At 66.3% G+C, this 15,334-nt stretch carries 14 protein-coding genes; 10 read left to right on the top strand and 4 right to left on the bottom strand.

What is annotated here, in order from left to right; genetic code table 11:
• The first annotated feature begins 3 nt into the window (after positions 1-3).
• Positions 4-330, top strand: coding sequence for an NIPSNAP family protein (locus AC1RP5_RS25330; RefSeq protein ID WP_493115387.1), 327 nt, complete (start codon positions 4-6; stop codon positions 328-330).
• A gap of 3 nt (positions 331-333) precedes the next feature.
• Here the strand turns inward: AC1RP5_RS25330 and AC1RP5_RS25325 are convergent, their stop codons facing one another.
• The gene (locus tag AC1RP5_RS25325) at positions 334-1,323 is read right to left on the bottom strand and encodes a Bug family tripartite tricarboxylate transporter substrate binding protein (RefSeq protein WP_493115386.1); all 990 of its coding nucleotides are present in this window, start codon (positions 1,321-1,323) and stop codon (positions 334-336) included.
• A 45-nt stretch (positions 1,324-1,368) separates the two neighbouring features.
• On the opposite strand from AC1RP5_RS25325, the gene AC1RP5_RS25320 reads away from it, so the two are divergent.
• The 7 genes from AC1RP5_RS25320 to AC1RP5_RS25290 are packed head-to-tail and all read left to right on the top strand — an operon-like array spanning position 1,369 to position 9,873.
• Positions 1,369-2,343 carry a Bug family tripartite tricarboxylate transporter substrate binding protein gene (locus AC1RP5_RS25320; RefSeq protein WP_493115385.1) on the top strand — a complete coding sequence of 325 codons (975 nt, stop codon included), beginning with the start codon at positions 1,369-1,371 and terminating at the stop codon, positions 2,341-2,343.
• Between the two features lie 2 nt (positions 2,344-2,345).
• Positions 2,346-3,155, top strand: coding sequence for an alpha/beta fold hydrolase (locus AC1RP5_RS25315; RefSeq protein WP_493115383.1), 810 nt, complete (start codon positions 2,346-2,348; stop codon positions 3,153-3,155).
• 40 nt (positions 3,156-3,195) lie between these two features.
• On the top strand, positions 3,196-4,563 hold the full coding sequence (locus tag AC1RP5_RS25310; protein ID WP_493115381.1) for an ABC transporter substrate-binding protein: 1,368 nt from the start codon (positions 3,196-3,198) through the stop codon (positions 4,561-4,563).
• A gap of 36 nt (positions 4,564-4,599) precedes the next feature.
• Positions 4,600-5,478, top strand: coding sequence for a carbohydrate ABC transporter permease (locus tag AC1RP5_RS25305; RefSeq protein WP_493115378.1), 879 nt, complete (start codon positions 4,600-4,602; stop codon positions 5,476-5,478).
• Positions 5,475-6,329 carry a carbohydrate ABC transporter permease gene (locus AC1RP5_RS25300; RefSeq protein ID WP_493115376.1) on the top strand — a complete coding sequence of 285 codons (855 nt, stop codon included), beginning with the start codon at positions 5,475-5,477 and terminating at the stop codon, positions 6,327-6,329. The genes AC1RP5_RS25305 and AC1RP5_RS25300 overlap by 4 nt, the downstream gene beginning before the upstream one ends.
• Positions 6,330-6,368: 39 nt before the next feature.
• Complete coding sequence (locus tag AC1RP5_RS25295; protein ID WP_493115375.1) at positions 6,369-7,586, top strand: DUF3142 domain-containing protein; 1,218 nt, start codon at positions 6,369-6,371, stop codon at positions 7,584-7,586.
• Positions 7,573-9,873 carry a hypothetical protein gene (locus AC1RP5_RS25290; RefSeq protein ID WP_493115374.1) on the top strand — a complete coding sequence of 767 codons (2,301 nt, stop codon included), beginning with the start codon at positions 7,573-7,575 and terminating at the stop codon, positions 9,871-9,873. Before AC1RP5_RS25295 ends, AC1RP5_RS25290 begins: the two co-directional genes overlap by 14 nt.
• Here AC1RP5_RS25290 and AC1RP5_RS25285 read toward each other — a convergent pair.
• A complete protein-coding gene (locus tag AC1RP5_RS25285) occupies positions 9,859-10,758 on the bottom strand; it encodes a LysR family transcriptional regulator (RefSeq protein ID WP_493115373.1) in 900 nt (299 codons plus the stop codon). The genes AC1RP5_RS25290 and AC1RP5_RS25285 overlap by 15 nt on opposite strands.
• Positions 10,759-10,877: 119 nt before the next feature.
• On the opposite strand from AC1RP5_RS25285, the gene AC1RP5_RS25280 reads away from it, so the two are divergent.
• Positions 10,878-11,870, top strand: coding sequence for a Bug family tripartite tricarboxylate transporter substrate binding protein (locus AC1RP5_RS25280; RefSeq protein ID WP_493115371.1), 993 nt, complete (start codon positions 10,878-10,880; stop codon positions 11,868-11,870).
• A gap of 16 nt (positions 11,871-11,886) precedes the next feature.
• Positions 11,887-12,771: a TauD/TfdA dioxygenase family protein gene (locus tag AC1RP5_RS25275; RefSeq protein WP_493115370.1), complete on the top strand. Its 885-nt coding sequence runs from the start codon at positions 11,887-11,889 to the stop codon at positions 12,769-12,771.
• Positions 12,772-12,861: 90 nt separating this feature from the next.
• Here the strand turns inward: AC1RP5_RS25275 and AC1RP5_RS25270 are convergent, their stop codons facing one another.
• Together AC1RP5_RS25270 and AC1RP5_RS25265 are read right to left on the bottom strand one after the other, a co-directional pair.
• Positions 12,862-13,992, bottom strand: coding sequence for a homoserine O-acetyltransferase family protein (locus AC1RP5_RS25270; RefSeq protein ID WP_493115368.1), 1,131 nt, complete (start codon positions 13,990-13,992; stop codon positions 12,862-12,864).
• A gap of 28 nt (positions 13,993-14,020) precedes the next feature.
• Positions 14,021-15,316 carry an MFS transporter gene (locus AC1RP5_RS25265; protein ID WP_493115366.1) on the bottom strand — a complete coding sequence of 432 codons (1,296 nt, stop codon included), beginning with the start codon at positions 15,314-15,316 and terminating at the stop codon, positions 14,021-14,023.
• Positions 15,317-15,334 lie beyond the last annotated feature (18 nt).

The raw sequence follows: 15,334 nt of genomic DNA, 5'->3' as shown, positions 1-15,334 counted from the left end.
AAGATGATCTACGAAATGCGCGTCTACAGGTGCGTGCCGGGCAAGCTGCCGGCGCTTCTCAATCGCTTCAACACCATCACGCTCAAGATCTGGGAGCGGCATGGCATCAAGCAGGCCGGCTTCTTCACGACGCTGATCGGCGAGTCCAACCAGGAGCTGACCTATTTCCTGGCCTGGGAATCGCTCGCTGACCGCGAGAAGAAGTGGAACGCCTTTGCCGCGGATCCGGAATGGCTGGCCAAGCGCGCCGAAACCGAGAAGGACGGCGCCATCGTCGAGAACGTCGCGGTGCAGATGCTGACGCCGACGGGCTTCTCGTCGGTTCAGTAGAGATCACTCCGCCTTGAGGCCCGCTTCCTTGGCGAGGCGGGCCCATTTGGCGAAGTCCTGGGCCACATAGGCCGCGAACTCCGGCGGCGATCCGAATTGCGGATCGGCGCCGAGGCCCACGAATTTCTTCGCGATGTCGGGCGAGCGGATCGTGGCATCGATGGCCGCGTGCAGCCGCTCGACCAGTGCCGTGGGCGCGCCGGCCGGCAGGAACACGCCGTAGGAGATGGCGGCTTCGTAGCCGGGCAGGCCCGACTCCGCGATGGTCGGGATGTTGGGCGCCGCGGGCGACCGCACCAGCCCGGTCTGTCCCAGCGCGCGCATCTTGCCGGCCTTCACGTGCGGCAGCGCGGTCGAAAGTCCGCCGAAATAGAGATCGACCTGGCCCGCCATGAGATCGGCCATCGCCGGGCCGCCGCCCTTGTAGGGCACGTGCACGATGTCGAGCCTCGTCATCGCCTTGAACAGCTCGAGCGCGAGATGGGTCGCGCCGCCGGCGCCGGCCGAGGCGCCGTTCAGCTTGCCCTGATGCGCGCGCGCCAAGTCGAGCAGTTCGGCGACGGTCTTCACCTGCAGGTCGGGCCGCACAACCAGCAGCATCGGGTTGATGCCGACCGGCGCCACGGCCACGAAGTCGGTGCGGATGTCGTAGGGCATGTTGCGGCTGAGCGCCGGCGCGACCGTGGTCGAACCGTTCGAGGCCAGCATGAAGACGGAGCCGTCGGCCGGGCTCTTGGCGGTGAAGCTGGCCGCAATCTCGCCGTTGGCGCCGGCCTTGTTCTCGACCACGACGGTACGTCCGAGGCGCTCGCCGATGCCGGGCGCGATCAGCCGCGTCAGGAGATCGTTGGGGCCGCCCGGCGGGAAGCCCACGATGAAGCGCAGCGGTTTGTCGGGAAAGTCCGGCGACTGCGCGCGGCTCGGCGCCCACTTGGATACCAGAGGGAGGGCGGCGAGGCCGGTGAGCAGGGAGCGGCGAAGGGGCTTGCTCATTCGAGAATTATGCTAGGCTTTTTGCAACACAGGGAAGGAAACAAAATGCAACGCAGAACATTCGCGGGCGCGGGCGCCGCTGCCTTGATCGGATCGCTGGCGGGATGGCCCGCGCGGGCCCAGACCATCACCGGCGACGTGCGCTTTCTCTGCGGCTTCGCGCCGGGCGGCACCGCCGATCTTCTGTGCCGCATCCTGGCGGAGGCCGCGACGTCGGAAGTCGGGCAGAAGGTGATCGTCGACACCAAGACCGGAGCCAGCGGTTTCATCGCCAACGAGGCGCTGGCCCTCGCGCCGCCGGACGGCCGCACGATCGGCCTCGCGGCGATGGCCGCGCTCTGCGTCTCGCCGGTCATGCCGGGGCAGAAGCTGCCGATCAACGTCGACACCGACCTGACGCCGATCGCCAACATCGCGGGCGTCACCAACATCCTGGTCGTCGGCAAGCACATGAAGTACCGGACGATCCCGGAGATCATCGACTTCGCGAAGGCCAATCCCGACAAGCTCACCTATGCCTCGGCGGGCAACGGCACGTCGCAGCATCTCGCGGCCGAGCTGTTCAAGAAGATGGCGGGCATCAAGATGGTTCATGTGCCCTATCGCGGCGGCGCACCGGCGATCCAGGACATGATCTCGGGCAATTGCGACATGATGTTCGGCAACATGCCGGAGTTCCTCGGCCAGATTAACGGCGGCGGCCTGATCCCGGTCGCTTTCGGCTCGCCCAAGCCTTCGCCGCTCTTCCCGAACCTGCCGTTGATCTCGAAGTTCCTGCCGGGCTTCGAGGTCGTGAACTGGTTCGGTGTGTTTGGGCCCAAGGCGCTGCCGGCCAACCTGACCGATTACTGGAACAAGGCGCTGCGGGCCGCGGTGGGCAAGCCCGACGTCCAGAAGCGCTTCACCGAGAACGGCATGGATTCACTCGTCGGCTCGCCGGAAGAATTCAAGGCGACCATCATGGCCGACCGCAAGAAATGGGCGGAGGTCATCCAGGCCGCCGGCATGCGCGCCGACTGATCATGCCGCTCGCCGATACCGCACACGGAACGCTTCACTACGACGTCGTCGACCAGGTGGCGCCGTGGCGGCCGGCAAACCTGCCGATCCTGTTTCATCACGGGATCGGCGCCAGCGCCGGGATCTGGATGGGCTGGCAGCCGGCACTGAGCGACGCCTACCGGCTCGTCACCTTCGACATGCGCGGCTACGGCCGCTCGAACATCCCGGCCGAGGATTTCAAATGGTCGCTCGATCTCTTGGTCGACGACGTGTTCGCCGTGGCCGATGCGGCCGGCCTCTCGCGCTTCCACCTCGTGGGCGAATCGATCGGCGGCACCGTGGCGATGGCGGCGGTGCTTGCCCGGCCGGAACGGATTGCGACGCTCATCGTCAGCAACGGCGCCCATCTCGGCGCCTCGATCCAGCGCGCCGACGCCTGGCGTCGGCAGCTTGACGAGGGTGGCTCGAAAGGCTGGTCGGACGCCTTCCTGCGCGACCGTTTCCATGATGGCGCGCTGTCGCCGGAGCGTCTGGCCTGGTTCGCGGCCGAGCAGGAGAAATGGCAGCGCGCCTCGATCCTGAATGCGCTCGGTGTGCTGATCGGCACCGACCTCGCGCCGCGCCTCGCGGACATCAAGTGCCCGACCCTGCTGCTGCATCCCGACGGCAGCCCGTTCATCCCGGTCGGGGTGGTGGCGGACCTGCTGAAGGGGCTGCCGGATGCCGAGTTGAATGTCTTCGGCCGGTCACGCCATGGCCTGCCATTCTCGCACGCTGTGCAATGCGCACAGGTCCTTCGGTCTTTTCTCGACTCCCGCAGAGCGGACTGATAATCGAGTTGTCAGACAACTAAGAAAACGAGGGAAACAAATGAGACGGATTCTGGCTGGCGCCGCAGCGCTGGCGATCGCCTTTTCGGCCGCTCCGGGCTTCGCCCAGGAGAAGCTCAGCGTCTGGTGGGTGAAGGGCTTCTACAAGTCCGAGGACGATGCGCTGTTCGCCGCGATCAAGAAGTTCGAGGCCAAGACCGGCGTGAAGGTCGACCTGTCGCAGTATGCCGTGCAGGACATGATCCCCAAGACGGTCGCCGCTCTCGATTCGGGCTCGCCGCCGGACATCGCCTATTCGGATACCTATGACGTGCAGGTCGCGGGCAAGTGGGCCTATGACGGCAAGCTCGAGGACATTTCCGACGTCATCGAGCCGATCAAGGACCGCTTCGCGCCGGTCACGATCGAGACGGCTCTCCTCTACAACGACAAGGCCAAGAAGAAGGCTTTCTACGGCTTCGTCCTGAAGCAGCAGACGCTGCACATCCAGTACTGGAAGGACATGCTGGCGACGGCGGGCTTCAAGGAAAACGACATTCCCGGCACCTGGAAGGAATACTGGTCCTTCTGGTGCGACAAGGTCCAGCCGGCCTACCGCAAGGCCACCAACAGCCGCGTCTACGGCATCGGCAGCCCGATGGGCGTCGAATCGACCGACTCGTTCCAGTCGTTCCTGAGCTGGGTCGATGCCTACAACGTCAAGCTGGTCGACGATTCCGGCAAGCTGTTGGTCGACGATCCCAAGGTGCGTGAAGGCCTGATCTCGGCGCTGCGCGACTACACCGACATCTATGCCAAGGGCTGCTCGCCGCCCTCGTCGACGACCTGGAAGGACCCCGACAACAACGTCGCCTTCCACAATCGCACGACGATCATGACGCACAACTACACGATCTCGATCGCCGCCAAGTGGCTCGACGACGCCAACAACGAGCAGCTCACGCCCGAGCAGCGCGCCGCCGGCCGCAAGGCCTACGACGAGCTGATCGCCACCGCAGGCTTCCCCAAGAAGCCCGACGGCACGCCGATGGTCTATCGCACGGCGGTCAAGGTCGGCGTGATCTTCCAGGACTCCAAGAACAAGCCGCGCGCGCGCGAGTTCCTGAAGTTCCTGCTCGAGGAAGAGAATCTCCGCCCCTATGTCGAAGGCGCGCTCGGCCGCTGGTTCCCGGTGACCAAGGCCAGCCAGGAGAGCCCGTTCTGGCAGGCCGACAAGCATCGCAAGGCCGTGTACGACCAGTTCAAGGCCGGCACGCTGCCGTTCGAGTTCACCAAGAACTACAAGTTCACGATCCTCAACAACGAGAACATCTGGGCCAAGGCGATGAACCGCGTGGTCAGCGAGAAGGTCGCGGTCGAGAAGGCCGTGGACGAAATGATCGCGCGCATGAAGGAAGTGGCCAAGTAGGCCTCGATCGTTAAGCCTGCTTTCGCGAGTACGCGTATGACGGCGACTGCCATCGAAACGACGACCCCCCGGGAGAAATCCCGGTGGGCCGGCTTCGGCCTGTCGGAGCGGCAGGCCTGGAGCCTGCTGTTCGTCGCACCCTACATCGCGATCTTCATCGGCTTCGTGGTGTTCCCGGTCGGCTACAGCTTCTGGCTGGCGCGCAGTCCGCATCTGTATGTCGAGCTGGCGGCCGATCCGATCTTCCTGCGGACGGTCATCAACACTTTCATTTTCCTGGTCGTCGCCATCAACGTGAAGATGGCGCTGGCCCTGTTCCTGTCGGGCTTCTTCACGCACAAGCGCTGGTGGGTGAAGGTGCTCGCCGTCCTGTTCGTGCTGCCCTGGGCGGTGCCGTCGATCCCGACCATCCTGTCGGTGCGCTTCATGCTCAATCCAGAGTGGGGCGTCATCAACCAGCTGATCTTCAGCCTGACAGCCGAGGACGGGCCGAACTGGCTGAACGATCCCGCGCTGGCGCTCACGCTCTCGATGCTGGTGCACATCTGGAAGTCGCTGCCCTTCTGGACCTTGATCCTGCTGGCCGGTCGCCTCGCCATCCCGGGCGAGCTCTACGAGGCCGCCGCGGTCGACGGAGCAGGGGCGTGGCACCGCTTCCGCTACATCACCTGGCCGTCGATGAGCACGCTCTACGTCACCTGTACCCTGCTCTCGATGATCTTCACGGTCGGCGACTTCAACAGCGTCTACCTGTTGACCGGCGGTGGCCCTGCGGACCTGACGCACGTCCTGGCGACGCTCGGCATCCGCTACCTGCGACTCGACCAGGTCGGCCTCGCCATGGCGTCGATCGTCTGCGCGCTGCCGCTCATCCTGCCGCTCGTCTACTTCATGATGCGGCGGCTCTCGAGATGAGCCCGCGCAAGCTCCTGCGCAACATCGGCTTCGAGACTGGGCTGCTGCTGATCGGCATCCCGGTGCTGCTGTGGACGCTGATCCCGATCTACCACATGTTCCTGTTCGCGATTTCGCCCAAGGATGCGGCCTTCTCGGGCCAGCTCTGGCCGACCAACCCGACCATGCGCAATTTCGAGATGGTGGTGGGCCAGAAGCATCACTTCCTCAATCACTTCTGGCTGCAGATGTTCAACTCGGTGATCATCTCGATCGGCACGGCGGCGATCACGCTGTTCGTGGCGACGGCGGCCGCCTTTGCGATCAGCCGGCTGCGCATGAAGGGCGGCCGCACGGTGATGAACCTGGCGCTGCTGACCTACTTCATTCCGGCCGCGTTCCTGGCGGTGCCCATGTACAAGACGATGGGCATGTACGGGCTGCTGAACAACGACTGGGCGCTGGTGATTGCGATGGCGACCATCGCCTCACCCTACGCGATCTGGATCCTGCGCCAGGCCTCCGACAAGCTGCCGGTCGAGCTCGACGAGGCCGCCATGATCGACGGTGCCTCGCCGTTCCAGCTCTTCCGCATGATCTACCTGCCGCTGATGGTGCCGTCGCTGATCGCCGTCGGCACCTATGCGCTGCTGCTGGCGTGGAACGAATATCTCTACGCGTTCCTGCTCCTGTCCAAGGACACGGCGATCACTCTGCCGGTGGCGCTGGGCAACTTCCTATCGGCCGACGATTCGCCGTGGGAACTGCTGATGACGGCGGGCTTCCTCTACGCGCTGCCACCGGCCGCGATCTACTATGCCTTCCGCCGCTACATGTCGTCGGGGCTGACGGCCGGGGCCGTAAAGGGCTAAAATGACGGCCCGGGGCTGAACGCCCCGCGTAGGGAAGTCATGCGCGTATTGGCAGCACTGTTGCTGTGCCTGGTGGGATTGACGGGATCGACGTCGGCGATCCGCGCCACGGGCGAGCCGCTGCCGCACGATGCCTATGTCTGGCAGCGCGTCTGGACGCCCGCCGTCACCTCAGCCGCCACTCGATCCGCCGACATCATCCGGACTTGGCGCATTCTCCTCGCCGAAGGCGACCGGTCGGGCCGCTGGACGACGGTTTCCGTGCCCTGGGGCGACGTTCGTGCGACCGGACGGCCCGTCGTCGGTGTGATCCGGATCGACGGCCGTCTCGACGAGGATCGCATGAGCCTGTTGCTCGACCGCGTCGTCGCGACGGTGTCGGCGCCGAAGACGCTAGAGGCGATCACGGGCGTCGAGATCGACTACGATTGTCCAACCTCGAAGCTCGCGACCTACGCCAAGTTCCTCTCCGCACTGCGCGCGCGTCTTTCGCCGTCGATCGCACTTTCGATCACGGCGCTGCCGACCTGGCTGTCGTCGCCATCACTGGGAAGCCTCGCGACGAACCTCGATGAGGTCGTCCTGCAGGTGCATATGGTCGACGATCCGCGCCGCGGCCTGTTCGATCCCGATCAGGCCGAACGCTGGGTCCATGAATTCGGGCGGCGCATCGGCCGCCCGTTCCGGGTGGCGCTCCCGGCCTACGACGTGCGCGTGACATGGCACCGCGACGGCCGGCTGGCCGGTGTCGAAAGCGAAGTGCCGTTGCTGGCGGGGCCGGGCGGCGAACTGCTGGATGCCCGCCCCGAAGCCGTCCTCCGTCTCGTGCACGCCTTGCAGCGATCCGCGCCGGCTGGCTTGAAGGGCGTCGTCTGGTTCCGCTTGCCGACCGACGCCGACAACCGCGCGTGGAGCCTCGAGACCTGGCGCGCGGTGGTCACTGACCGGCTCGCGCCGGCGCGGGTGAGCGCCTCGCTCGTCGCGGCGGAACAACCGGATCTGTGGAACGTGGTCCTGTCCAACGACGGGCCGGTGGACGCAGCCTTGCCGTCGCAGGTCCGCCTCGGTCCGGCCTGCGAGGCGGCCGACGGCGCCAACGGATTCCGGCTGGTCGGCGCCAGGCAAACCGATCAGGGGCAACCCGATCATCGCGTGCTGGAAAGCACCGGCAACGGCCGGCTTCGGGCACAGACCAAACGCACCATCGGCTGGGCGCGCTGCGTGCAGCCGGAAAGGCACCTGAATGTCGTCAACTAGACTGGGCTTCTTCTGCCTCGCGGCCGTCGCCAGCATCGGCGTCGCGCTGGCCTGCGGTCCCAACTTCCCCTGGCAGCTCTTCGACGATCGTGCCGAGACGGTGAGGGACCCGGTCGGTCTCAGCTTCACCTTCGAGATCAAGCGCTTGGCGCCGCCGCCCACCGACAAGCTCGTGGCGGTGGAGGCGGACGATTCCTACAGTCCGAGCACGGAGCCGGAAGCCGTCGTCACCGAGCGCGGGGAAGCGCAGTCGGGTGCGTGGGCTCCGATCCTTCCGGCAGGGACGACGCTGTCGACCGGCAGGCTGCTCGGAAAACTGGAGGCGGCGCGCCGGGCGGAAAGCGGCAAGGAAGCGCTGATTGCGGGCGAGGGGCTGCCGGTCGCGGTCCTCGACTACATCGCCGGCGCGATAGAATTCCACGCCGGTCGCCTCGACACAGCGAAGGAATATTTCGAGGCGATCGACCGCCTGCCGCCGGCGCTGCGCCGGATCCGGACGGTCGCGGCCGCCTACATGCTGGGCCGCATCCAGCAGCTCGAGGGCCAGTTCGATGCGGCGCGCGAATCGTTCCGGGCCGTGCGCGCGCGGGCGCAGGCCGGTGCGCCTGATCCCATGGGGCTCGCGGTCGCGAGTTTGGGCGAAGAGGCGAGGATCGATCTGGTCGAGGTGGGTTTGCTGGACGTTCCGTGGAACGTTCCGGACTCGGATATCGACGATGCCAAGGCGACGATGCTGATCGGTCGCGCCGTCCGTCTCTATGTCGAGCAGGCGGTGCGCGGGTCGAAGATCGCGCTGTTGTCGCTGCGCGAGGTCGCCGGCCTGCTGACGGCCGACGGCGAGGTGCTCGCCCGCGCCATTCCCGATCCGCTGGTGCGGCAGCTGCTGGTCGCCTACGTGGTCGCCCGCGACGGCCAGTCAATCTACGACGATGGTGTCGCCGGTCCCAAGGACCAGGCCGTCACTTCGGTGATCAATGCCGTGCTCACGCAGCCCAATCCGGTTGCCGGAGACGATCTCGATAGGCTGGCCGCGCTCGCCTACCAGGCCGCGCGCTACGATGTGGCGGAAAAGCTGACGGCGGCGACGGAGCGTCCACTCGGCCTCTGGGTGCGGGCCAAGCTCGCCCTTCGGCGCAACGACCGGGCGGCGGCTGTCCGAGACTGGACCGCAGCCCTCACCGCAACGACGGGCGCCGGCAGCGCCGCGAAGCTCGACGATGCCTCCACCACCCGGCTGCGCGGCGAGACGACCGTGATGACCGTGAGCGAAGGACGCTACGGGGAGTCGCTGCGGCTGCTGTTTCCCGTCGCGCGCACCTACTGGGGCGATGTCGCCTACATCGCCGAGCGTGTGCTGACGACCGACGAGCTGAAGGCGTTCGTCGACGGGCTGCCTGCTGTCGACCCCGACAAGCCGTCAAAGGCCGACGACGATTACAGCGTCGTGTCGAAGCCGATCGCCTCCCTGCGTGACCTGCTGGCACGGCGTCTCGTTCGCGACGGCCGCCTCCCGGAAGCGCAGGCCTACTTCTCGGCGACGCCCACGGACGCCGCGCCGGATTCGCCGCCGCCGGCCGTCGATGCGCGCGCCTATGCCGAGGCACTCAAGGGTGCTCAGCCGGGATGGCCCTGGCAGAACGTCTCGCGCGCCGAGGCTCTGTTCACCGCCGCGACGCTCGCCCGCAGGCGCGGCATGGAGATCATGGGGACCGAAGGGCCGCCGGACGAGGCCGCGCTCAGCGGCTCCTTCGAAGCCGGTGTGGGGCAGATGAGCCCGGTGCCCGACCGGGAGCGTCCGCAGGAGGAGCAGGGCGCCCGGCCCTACAACAGTGCATCGCTGCTGGGGCCGGACGAGGAGCGCCGCTTTGCGGCGAGCGCGCCGAAGCCCGACGTGCGCTTCCACTATCGCCTGGTTGCGTCCGACTACGCCGTCGCCGCCGCCGATCTCCTGCCGCAGCGATCTCAGGCCTATGCGGCTGCGCTCTGCTGGGCGGCGCGATTTGCAAAAGATGGCAACGACCTGCCGCGCACCGAGAAGATCTATCGCCGCTACGTGGCGACCGGCGCCTATCAGCCCTGGGCGAAGAGTTTCGGGGGCACCTGTCCCGAGCCCGACTTCGAGGCCGCCCGCACATTCTGGCTGCGGCGGTTGGCGGCGTGGCCGATGCAGGTCGTCGACTCGGCCAGGCGCCATGCCGTGATCGCTGCCATCGGCGCCGTCGCGGCACTGCTGTTGCTGGCGGGGGCCGTCAGGATCGTTCGAACGCGCCGCTCACCCGCGGCGTGAGCGGTTGCGCGGAGAGAACGAGGCCCTCATCGACTCGGCGAACTGCTCGGCCTCGGCACGCCAGCGCAGGGTCGGATCCCAGATGGCGGCCAGGTCCATGCCGAGTACGACGCTGTTGGCGATGATCTTGGCGGTGTGAAGGTCGGTGCGCGTGGTTGCCGGTATCACGGCCGTGCCGAGGCCGGCGCGCGCCAGCGCCAGGATCACCGTTCCCGAACCGCCTTCGTGCCGGATGCTGGGCGACAGCGACAGCAGCCGCAGCGCCGCATCGAGGGTCAGCCGCGACTGATATCCGCGATCCAGCACCAGAAGATCGCGTTCGCACAGCACTCGGAGCTCGATGCCGTTGCGGCGTTCGCCGGCGCTGAACGGCTTCGGCGACGCGGCCAGGATATCCAGGCGCACGATCTGATGATCGACGAGTCCCGTGTCGTAACGCGGACGCCCCGTGACGCCCATCGAGGCCTCCCCGCTCAGGACGAGGTTCTCGATCTCGACGCCGTTGGCCTCGATGACGCCGACGCGGATGTTCGGCTTGGTCTGGACGAAATCCGCGATGCACGGCGCCACGACCGTCTCGATCGTGTGGGCGGTCGCGGCGACCGTGATGTGGACGGCGGGATGCTCGCTGTTCACCCTTGCCGCCGCTTCGAGGCGGGCAATTCCTTCCAGCGCCGCCGAGGCCAGCGGCAACAGGTCGTGCGCATCGCTGGTTGCGGCCATGCCACGGCCGGATGGCTCGAACAGCGGCAGGCCCAGGCGATGCTGGAATTCCGTGATGCGCCGCGACAGGGCGGACTGCGAAATATTCAGGCGCTCCGCCGCCTCGACGAGGGAGCCCGACCGGTAGACGGCGACGAAGGATTCCAGCAGCCGCTTGTCCATGATTGCAAAATACGCAGATGTTCAAGTGCAAACAATGCACTTCATGCATAGGGTGATCCGGTGGTAGCGCTAAGTCAACCGCGGCCGCCTTCGGGCGCGGATCGAAAAGGAAGACAGGGATGAAGCGCCGCCACCTTCTATCGCTGGGATCCGTCGCCGCCGGATCGCTTGTCGGATCGATCGCCGCGAACCGGGTTTCGCATGCACAGGGCGTCTACCCGGACCGGCCCATCACGCTTGTCGTGGCGGCCCCGGCGGGTGGCGGCACCGACATCGTCGCGCGCATGTTCGCCGAGCACCTGTCCCGGGAATTCGGCCAGCAGATCGTCATCGACAACAAGGGCGGCGGGAACGGCAACATCGCCACGTCGCTGGTCGCGAAGTCAAAGCCGGATGGCTACACGCTGCTGATGCAGTATTGCTCCTATCACTCCGCCAATCCGGCGATGATCAAGAACCTGAACTGGTCGCCCAAGGATCTCACCGGGGTCGCCATGGGCGCGATCGCGCCGCAGGTCATCGTGATCGCCAAGAAGGTACCGGTCGACAACCTCAAGGACTTCATCGCCTACGCGAAGGCCAATCCCGGCAAGCTGAACTACGCCTCCTTCGGACCGGGCTCGGTCGCCCATATCGGCGGCGTCATGCTGAACAAGGCGGCCGGCATCGACCTCACCCACATCCCGTACAAGGGCGCGGGACCGGTGAGCGCCGACATCGTCGCCGGGCAGGTGGAGTTGGCCGTGATGAGCCCGCCCTCGGTCGCGGCCCATATCCGCAACGGAAACGTGAAGGCGCTCGCCTTGGCGAGCAGCGCCCGCCACCCGGCTTTCCCGGAGATTCCCACGACGGCGGAAGCGGGACTGCCCAGCTTCGTCCTCGATGCCTGGTTCGGGATGTTCGCGCCCGCCGGCACGCCCAAGGAGATCGTCGACAAGCTGAACGCCGCCATGAGGAAGGCCGCGAAGCTCGACAGCGTCATCGAACGCTCGACCCAGCTCGGGCTCGTCCTCAAGGACTGGAGCCCCGAACAGTTCAACCAGTTCGTCGCCACCGAAGGCGAGGTCTGGTCCAAGCTGATCCAGGAAAACAAGATCACCCTCGACGAATAGGGCAACGGAGACAGTCATGACAGGCTCACTGAGCGCCAATGCCGGCCCGCGCTATCGTCACACCGCCGACGAAAGCGCGCCTTACGAGACGATCACCGTCGACAAGCTGACGCCGATCATCGGCGCGGAACTGGGCGGCGTCGATCTCAGCAAGCCGCTGTCGAACCGCCAGCAGGACGAGATCCATCGCGCCTTGGCCGAGAACCTCGTCATCTTCTTCCGTGACCAGGTACTGACGCCCGAGCAGCACATGTCGTTCGGCCGCCTGTTCGGCGACCTGCACGTCCATCCTGCGGCGCCGCACGAGCCGGGCGTGCCGGAGATGATGCGCATCTATTCCGACAAGAACAGCCCGCGCGCCAACGGTGAGGGCTGGCACACGGACGTGAGCTGCGAAGTCGAGCCGCCGATGGGCTCGATCCTCCACATCAAGCAGTGCCCGCCGCGCGGCGGCGACACGCTGTTCGCCAGCATGTACGCGGCTTACGAGGCGCTGTCGGACCGCATGAAGGCCTATCTGGATGGCATGACCGCGCTGCACGACGGCGAGGCGGTCTATCGCGGCCTGTTCAAGCCGATCGGCGTGGCCGACAAGCCGGAATATCCGCGCGCCGAGCATCCGGTCGTGCGGACTCATCCGGTGACCGGCAAGAAGAGCCTCTACGTCAACGCAGGCTTCACCAGCCGCCTGATCGGCGTGCCGCGCGACGAGGGCGACGCGATCCTGCGCTACCTCTACCAGCACATGGAGAATCCGCTGTTCCAGTGCCGCTTCCGGTGGCGCGAGAACTCGATCGCCTTCTGGGACAATCGCTGCGCCCAGCATCGCGCCATGTGGGATTACTGGCCCCACACGCGCAGTGGCCATCGCGTGACGGTCAAGGGCGACCGTCCGTTTTAGAAAATGCCGTCGTCCCTCGACTTCGCGCCGGAGCCTGCCCCGAGGCACTCGAGGGGGGCGCTTCGCTCGGGGCGACGGGATTCTTTTAGGTCAGGCGCCCTTCGGCAGGGTTGCCATGAACGTCTTGAGACGCGGCGCCCACTTGGCGGCGTCGAGGCCCGAGGCGGAGTGGCCGAAGTCGCTGTCGATCTCGAAGTAGTCGGCGGTGACGCCGGCGGCCTTCAGCTTCTCCATCACTCCCGGCGCGATCGAGGGCGGGAAGAGCTTGTCGGTGCGCGAGAGCACGTAGAGCACCTTGGCCTTGATCTTCGGCATGTCCTTTTCGGCATCGAAGTTCACGCTGGCGCGGCGCAGCACGACCAGCGAGTTGCCGTCGAACACCTTGGACCAGGTCTCGGCGCGCCGCACGATTTCGGCCTCGCGCTTGTCCTTGTCGGGGAACTGCGCGGCGAGCTGCTCGTCGATGCCATAGCGCTTCAGGGTCGCCACGCGCATGTCGGTCAGCACCTTGGTGATGCCGCCGTTCTCGTAATAATTGCCGCCGTTCCAGTTCGGATCCTTGGCCAGCGTGTCGATCAGCGCCTTGACCGAGGCCTCGCCGCCCGAGCCCTTGGGCGCGCTCACCACCGCCACCAGCCCGTCCATGAAATCGGGATAGGTCACGCCCCACTGGAAGGTCTGGTAGCCGCCGAACGACGGGCCCGCGACGGCAACGAGATGCTTTACGCCGAGACTGTCGAGTAGTGCCTTCTGCGCATTCACGATGTCGACCAGGGTGATGGTGGGGAAGTCGGCGCCGTAGGGCTTGCCGGTCTTCGGATTCACCTGTGCCGGATTGGTCGAGCCGTAGGACGAGCCCAGCATATTGGACGACACGACGAACAGCTTGTTGGTGTCGATCGCCTTGCCCGGTCCGACCAGCCCGTCCCACGAGCCTTCCGCGCCATTCGCGCCGACGCGGCCGGCCATGTGCTGGCTCGACGTGTAGCCGTGTGTCAGCAGCACCGCGTTGCGGCCGTCGGGCGCCAGGGTGCCGTAGGTCTCGTAGGCGATCCTGACGTCGGGCATGACGGTGCCGCTTTCAAGGCGGAACTCCTTCATGGTGAAGATCTTCTTCTCGATGTTCACGAGGTCTCCCTGGGCGGACGCGCCTGTTGCAGCAACGAATGGTGCGATGGCGAGGGCGGCAAGCAGCGGGCGACGCGGCAGCGACGAAGTCATCGGTTCCTCCTCGGGCAGTAAGCGCGGTTCAGGCGCGGGCGGGCTGGAGCGGCAGGTCGGCGATGGCGTGTGCGGCCAGTCGCTTGCGGTCCTTCTCGGGCCGGATGAAGAGCAGGCCGATGATGCCGCCCACGAGAAGCAGGATACCGGAGATGACGTAGCCCTTTTCGTAGCCGGCGATCGGCGTCGCGGCGTTCTGGATCATCGCGCCCATGATCTTGGGCGCGAGGATGCCGGCGAAGGTCACGACCGACGTGGTGATGGCGAGCATCGCCGCCCGCTGCGGGTGCGGGGTGAGCTCGCTGATGATCATCGGCAGGACGACGTAGATCGTGCTGCCGATGGCGGAGCCGAACACCAGGAAGACGATCTTGAGGCCGTCCGACGGCATGGCGCCAACGAACGGCAGGGTGCAGCCGCCGGCGATGATGGCGAGGCACGGCAGGATGCCTCGACACAAGCGACTGGTTACGCCCTTCTTCTTGAGGCGCTGGGAAATGTAACCGCCGGTCAGCACGACGAGTGCGCCGAAGACCCAGGGCAGCACGGTGAGATTGCCGCCGACCTTCTGGCTGAAGCCGAGGCCCGCGACCAGATACGAGGTGAACCAGGTGAGGCCGAGCGCCAGGACCCAGTAGCTGGCGAAGCCCGCGGCACAGACCGCGAGGATTGTCTGGCAGGTGAGCAGGTAGCGATAGGGCACGCGCTCGTTGCTGCCGGCGGCGGCGCTCACCGGCGCGTCGACCAGGGTACCTTCACGGCCGAAGATCAGCCACAGCACGGTCCACGCCAGGCCTGCGATGCCGAGCGCGCCGAACGCCCAGTGCCACGAGTAGGTGTCGATGATCCAGTTGAGCAGCGGCACGGCGATGATGACGCCCATGGCCGAGCCCTGGGCGATGACGGCCGTCGGCAGTCCGCGCAACGAGTCAGGAAACCATTTGTAGACGGCATGGGTCGCGACGGGGCTGGCGGGTCCTTCGCCCGCGCCCAGGATGATGCGGCAGATGATCAGCGTTTCTAGGCTCACCATGCCCAGCATGGGGAACTGCACCACCGACCAGATGATCGCCATGACCAGCAGCGTGTGCTTGGTCTTCACCCGGTTGGAGATGAAGCCCACGACGATCGCCGAGATCGCGAAGAGCAGGAAGAACGCCGAGCCGATGTCGCCGAACTGTTCGGGGGTCAGTCCGAGATCGCGCGTGAGCGGAACGGCTGCCAGGCCCACGACCACCTTGTCGGCGAAGTTGATCAGCATGAAGAGAAACAGCAGGGCGGTAATGCCCCAGGCCCCCTTGAGGGGCCGATCCTGAACGGTCACGCGGCGTTACTCCCAACT

It is taken from the genome of Reyranella sp. GW821-FHT12G01 (assembly GCF_058806575.1).
This window is presented reverse-complemented; position numbering and strand designations above follow the sequence as displayed.

Coding starts and splice junctions, on each gene's coding strand:
- AC1RP5_RS25305 (WP_493115378.1), top strand. CDS start 4,600: ATGACGGCGACTGCCATCGAAACGACGACCCCCCGGGAGAAATCCCGG.
- AC1RP5_RS25315 (WP_493115383.1), top strand. CDS start 2,346: ATGCCGCTCGCCGATACCGCACACGGAACGCTTCACTACGACGTCGTC.
- AC1RP5_RS25275 (WP_493115370.1), top strand. CDS start 11,887: ATGACAGGCTCACTGAGCGCCAATGCCGGCCCGCGCTATCGTCACACC.
- AC1RP5_RS25290 (WP_493115374.1), top strand. CDS start 7,573: ATGTCGTCAACTAGACTGGGCTTCTTCTGCCTCGCGGCCGTCGCCAGC.
- AC1RP5_RS25295 (WP_493115375.1), top strand. CDS start 6,369: ATGCGCGTATTGGCAGCACTGTTGCTGTGCCTGGTGGGATTGACGGGA.
- AC1RP5_RS25320 (WP_493115385.1), top strand. CDS start 1,369: ATGCAACGCAGAACATTCGCGGGCGCGGGCGCCGCTGCCTTGATCGGA.
- AC1RP5_RS25300 (WP_493115376.1), top strand. CDS start 5,475: ATGAGCCCGCGCAAGCTCCTGCGCAACATCGGCTTCGAGACTGGGCTG.
- AC1RP5_RS25285 (WP_493115373.1), bottom strand. CDS start 10,758: ATGGACAAGCGGCTGCTGGAATCCTTCGTCGCCGTCTACCGGTCGGGC.
- AC1RP5_RS25310 (WP_493115381.1), top strand. CDS start 3,196: ATGAGACGGATTCTGGCTGGCGCCGCAGCGCTGGCGATCGCCTTTTCG.
- AC1RP5_RS25270 (WP_493115368.1), bottom strand. CDS start 13,992: ATGACTTCGTCGCTGCCGCGTCGCCCGCTGCTTGCCGCCCTCGCCATC.
- AC1RP5_RS25280 (WP_493115371.1), top strand. CDS start 10,878: ATGAAGCGCCGCCACCTTCTATCGCTGGGATCCGTCGCCGCCGGATCG.
- AC1RP5_RS25330 (WP_493115387.1), top strand. CDS start 4: ATGATCTACGAAATGCGCGTCTACAGGTGCGTGCCGGGCAAGCTGCCG.
- AC1RP5_RS25325 (WP_493115386.1), bottom strand. CDS start 1,323: ATGAGCAAGCCCCTTCGCCGCTCCCTGCTCACCGGCCTCGCCGCCCTC.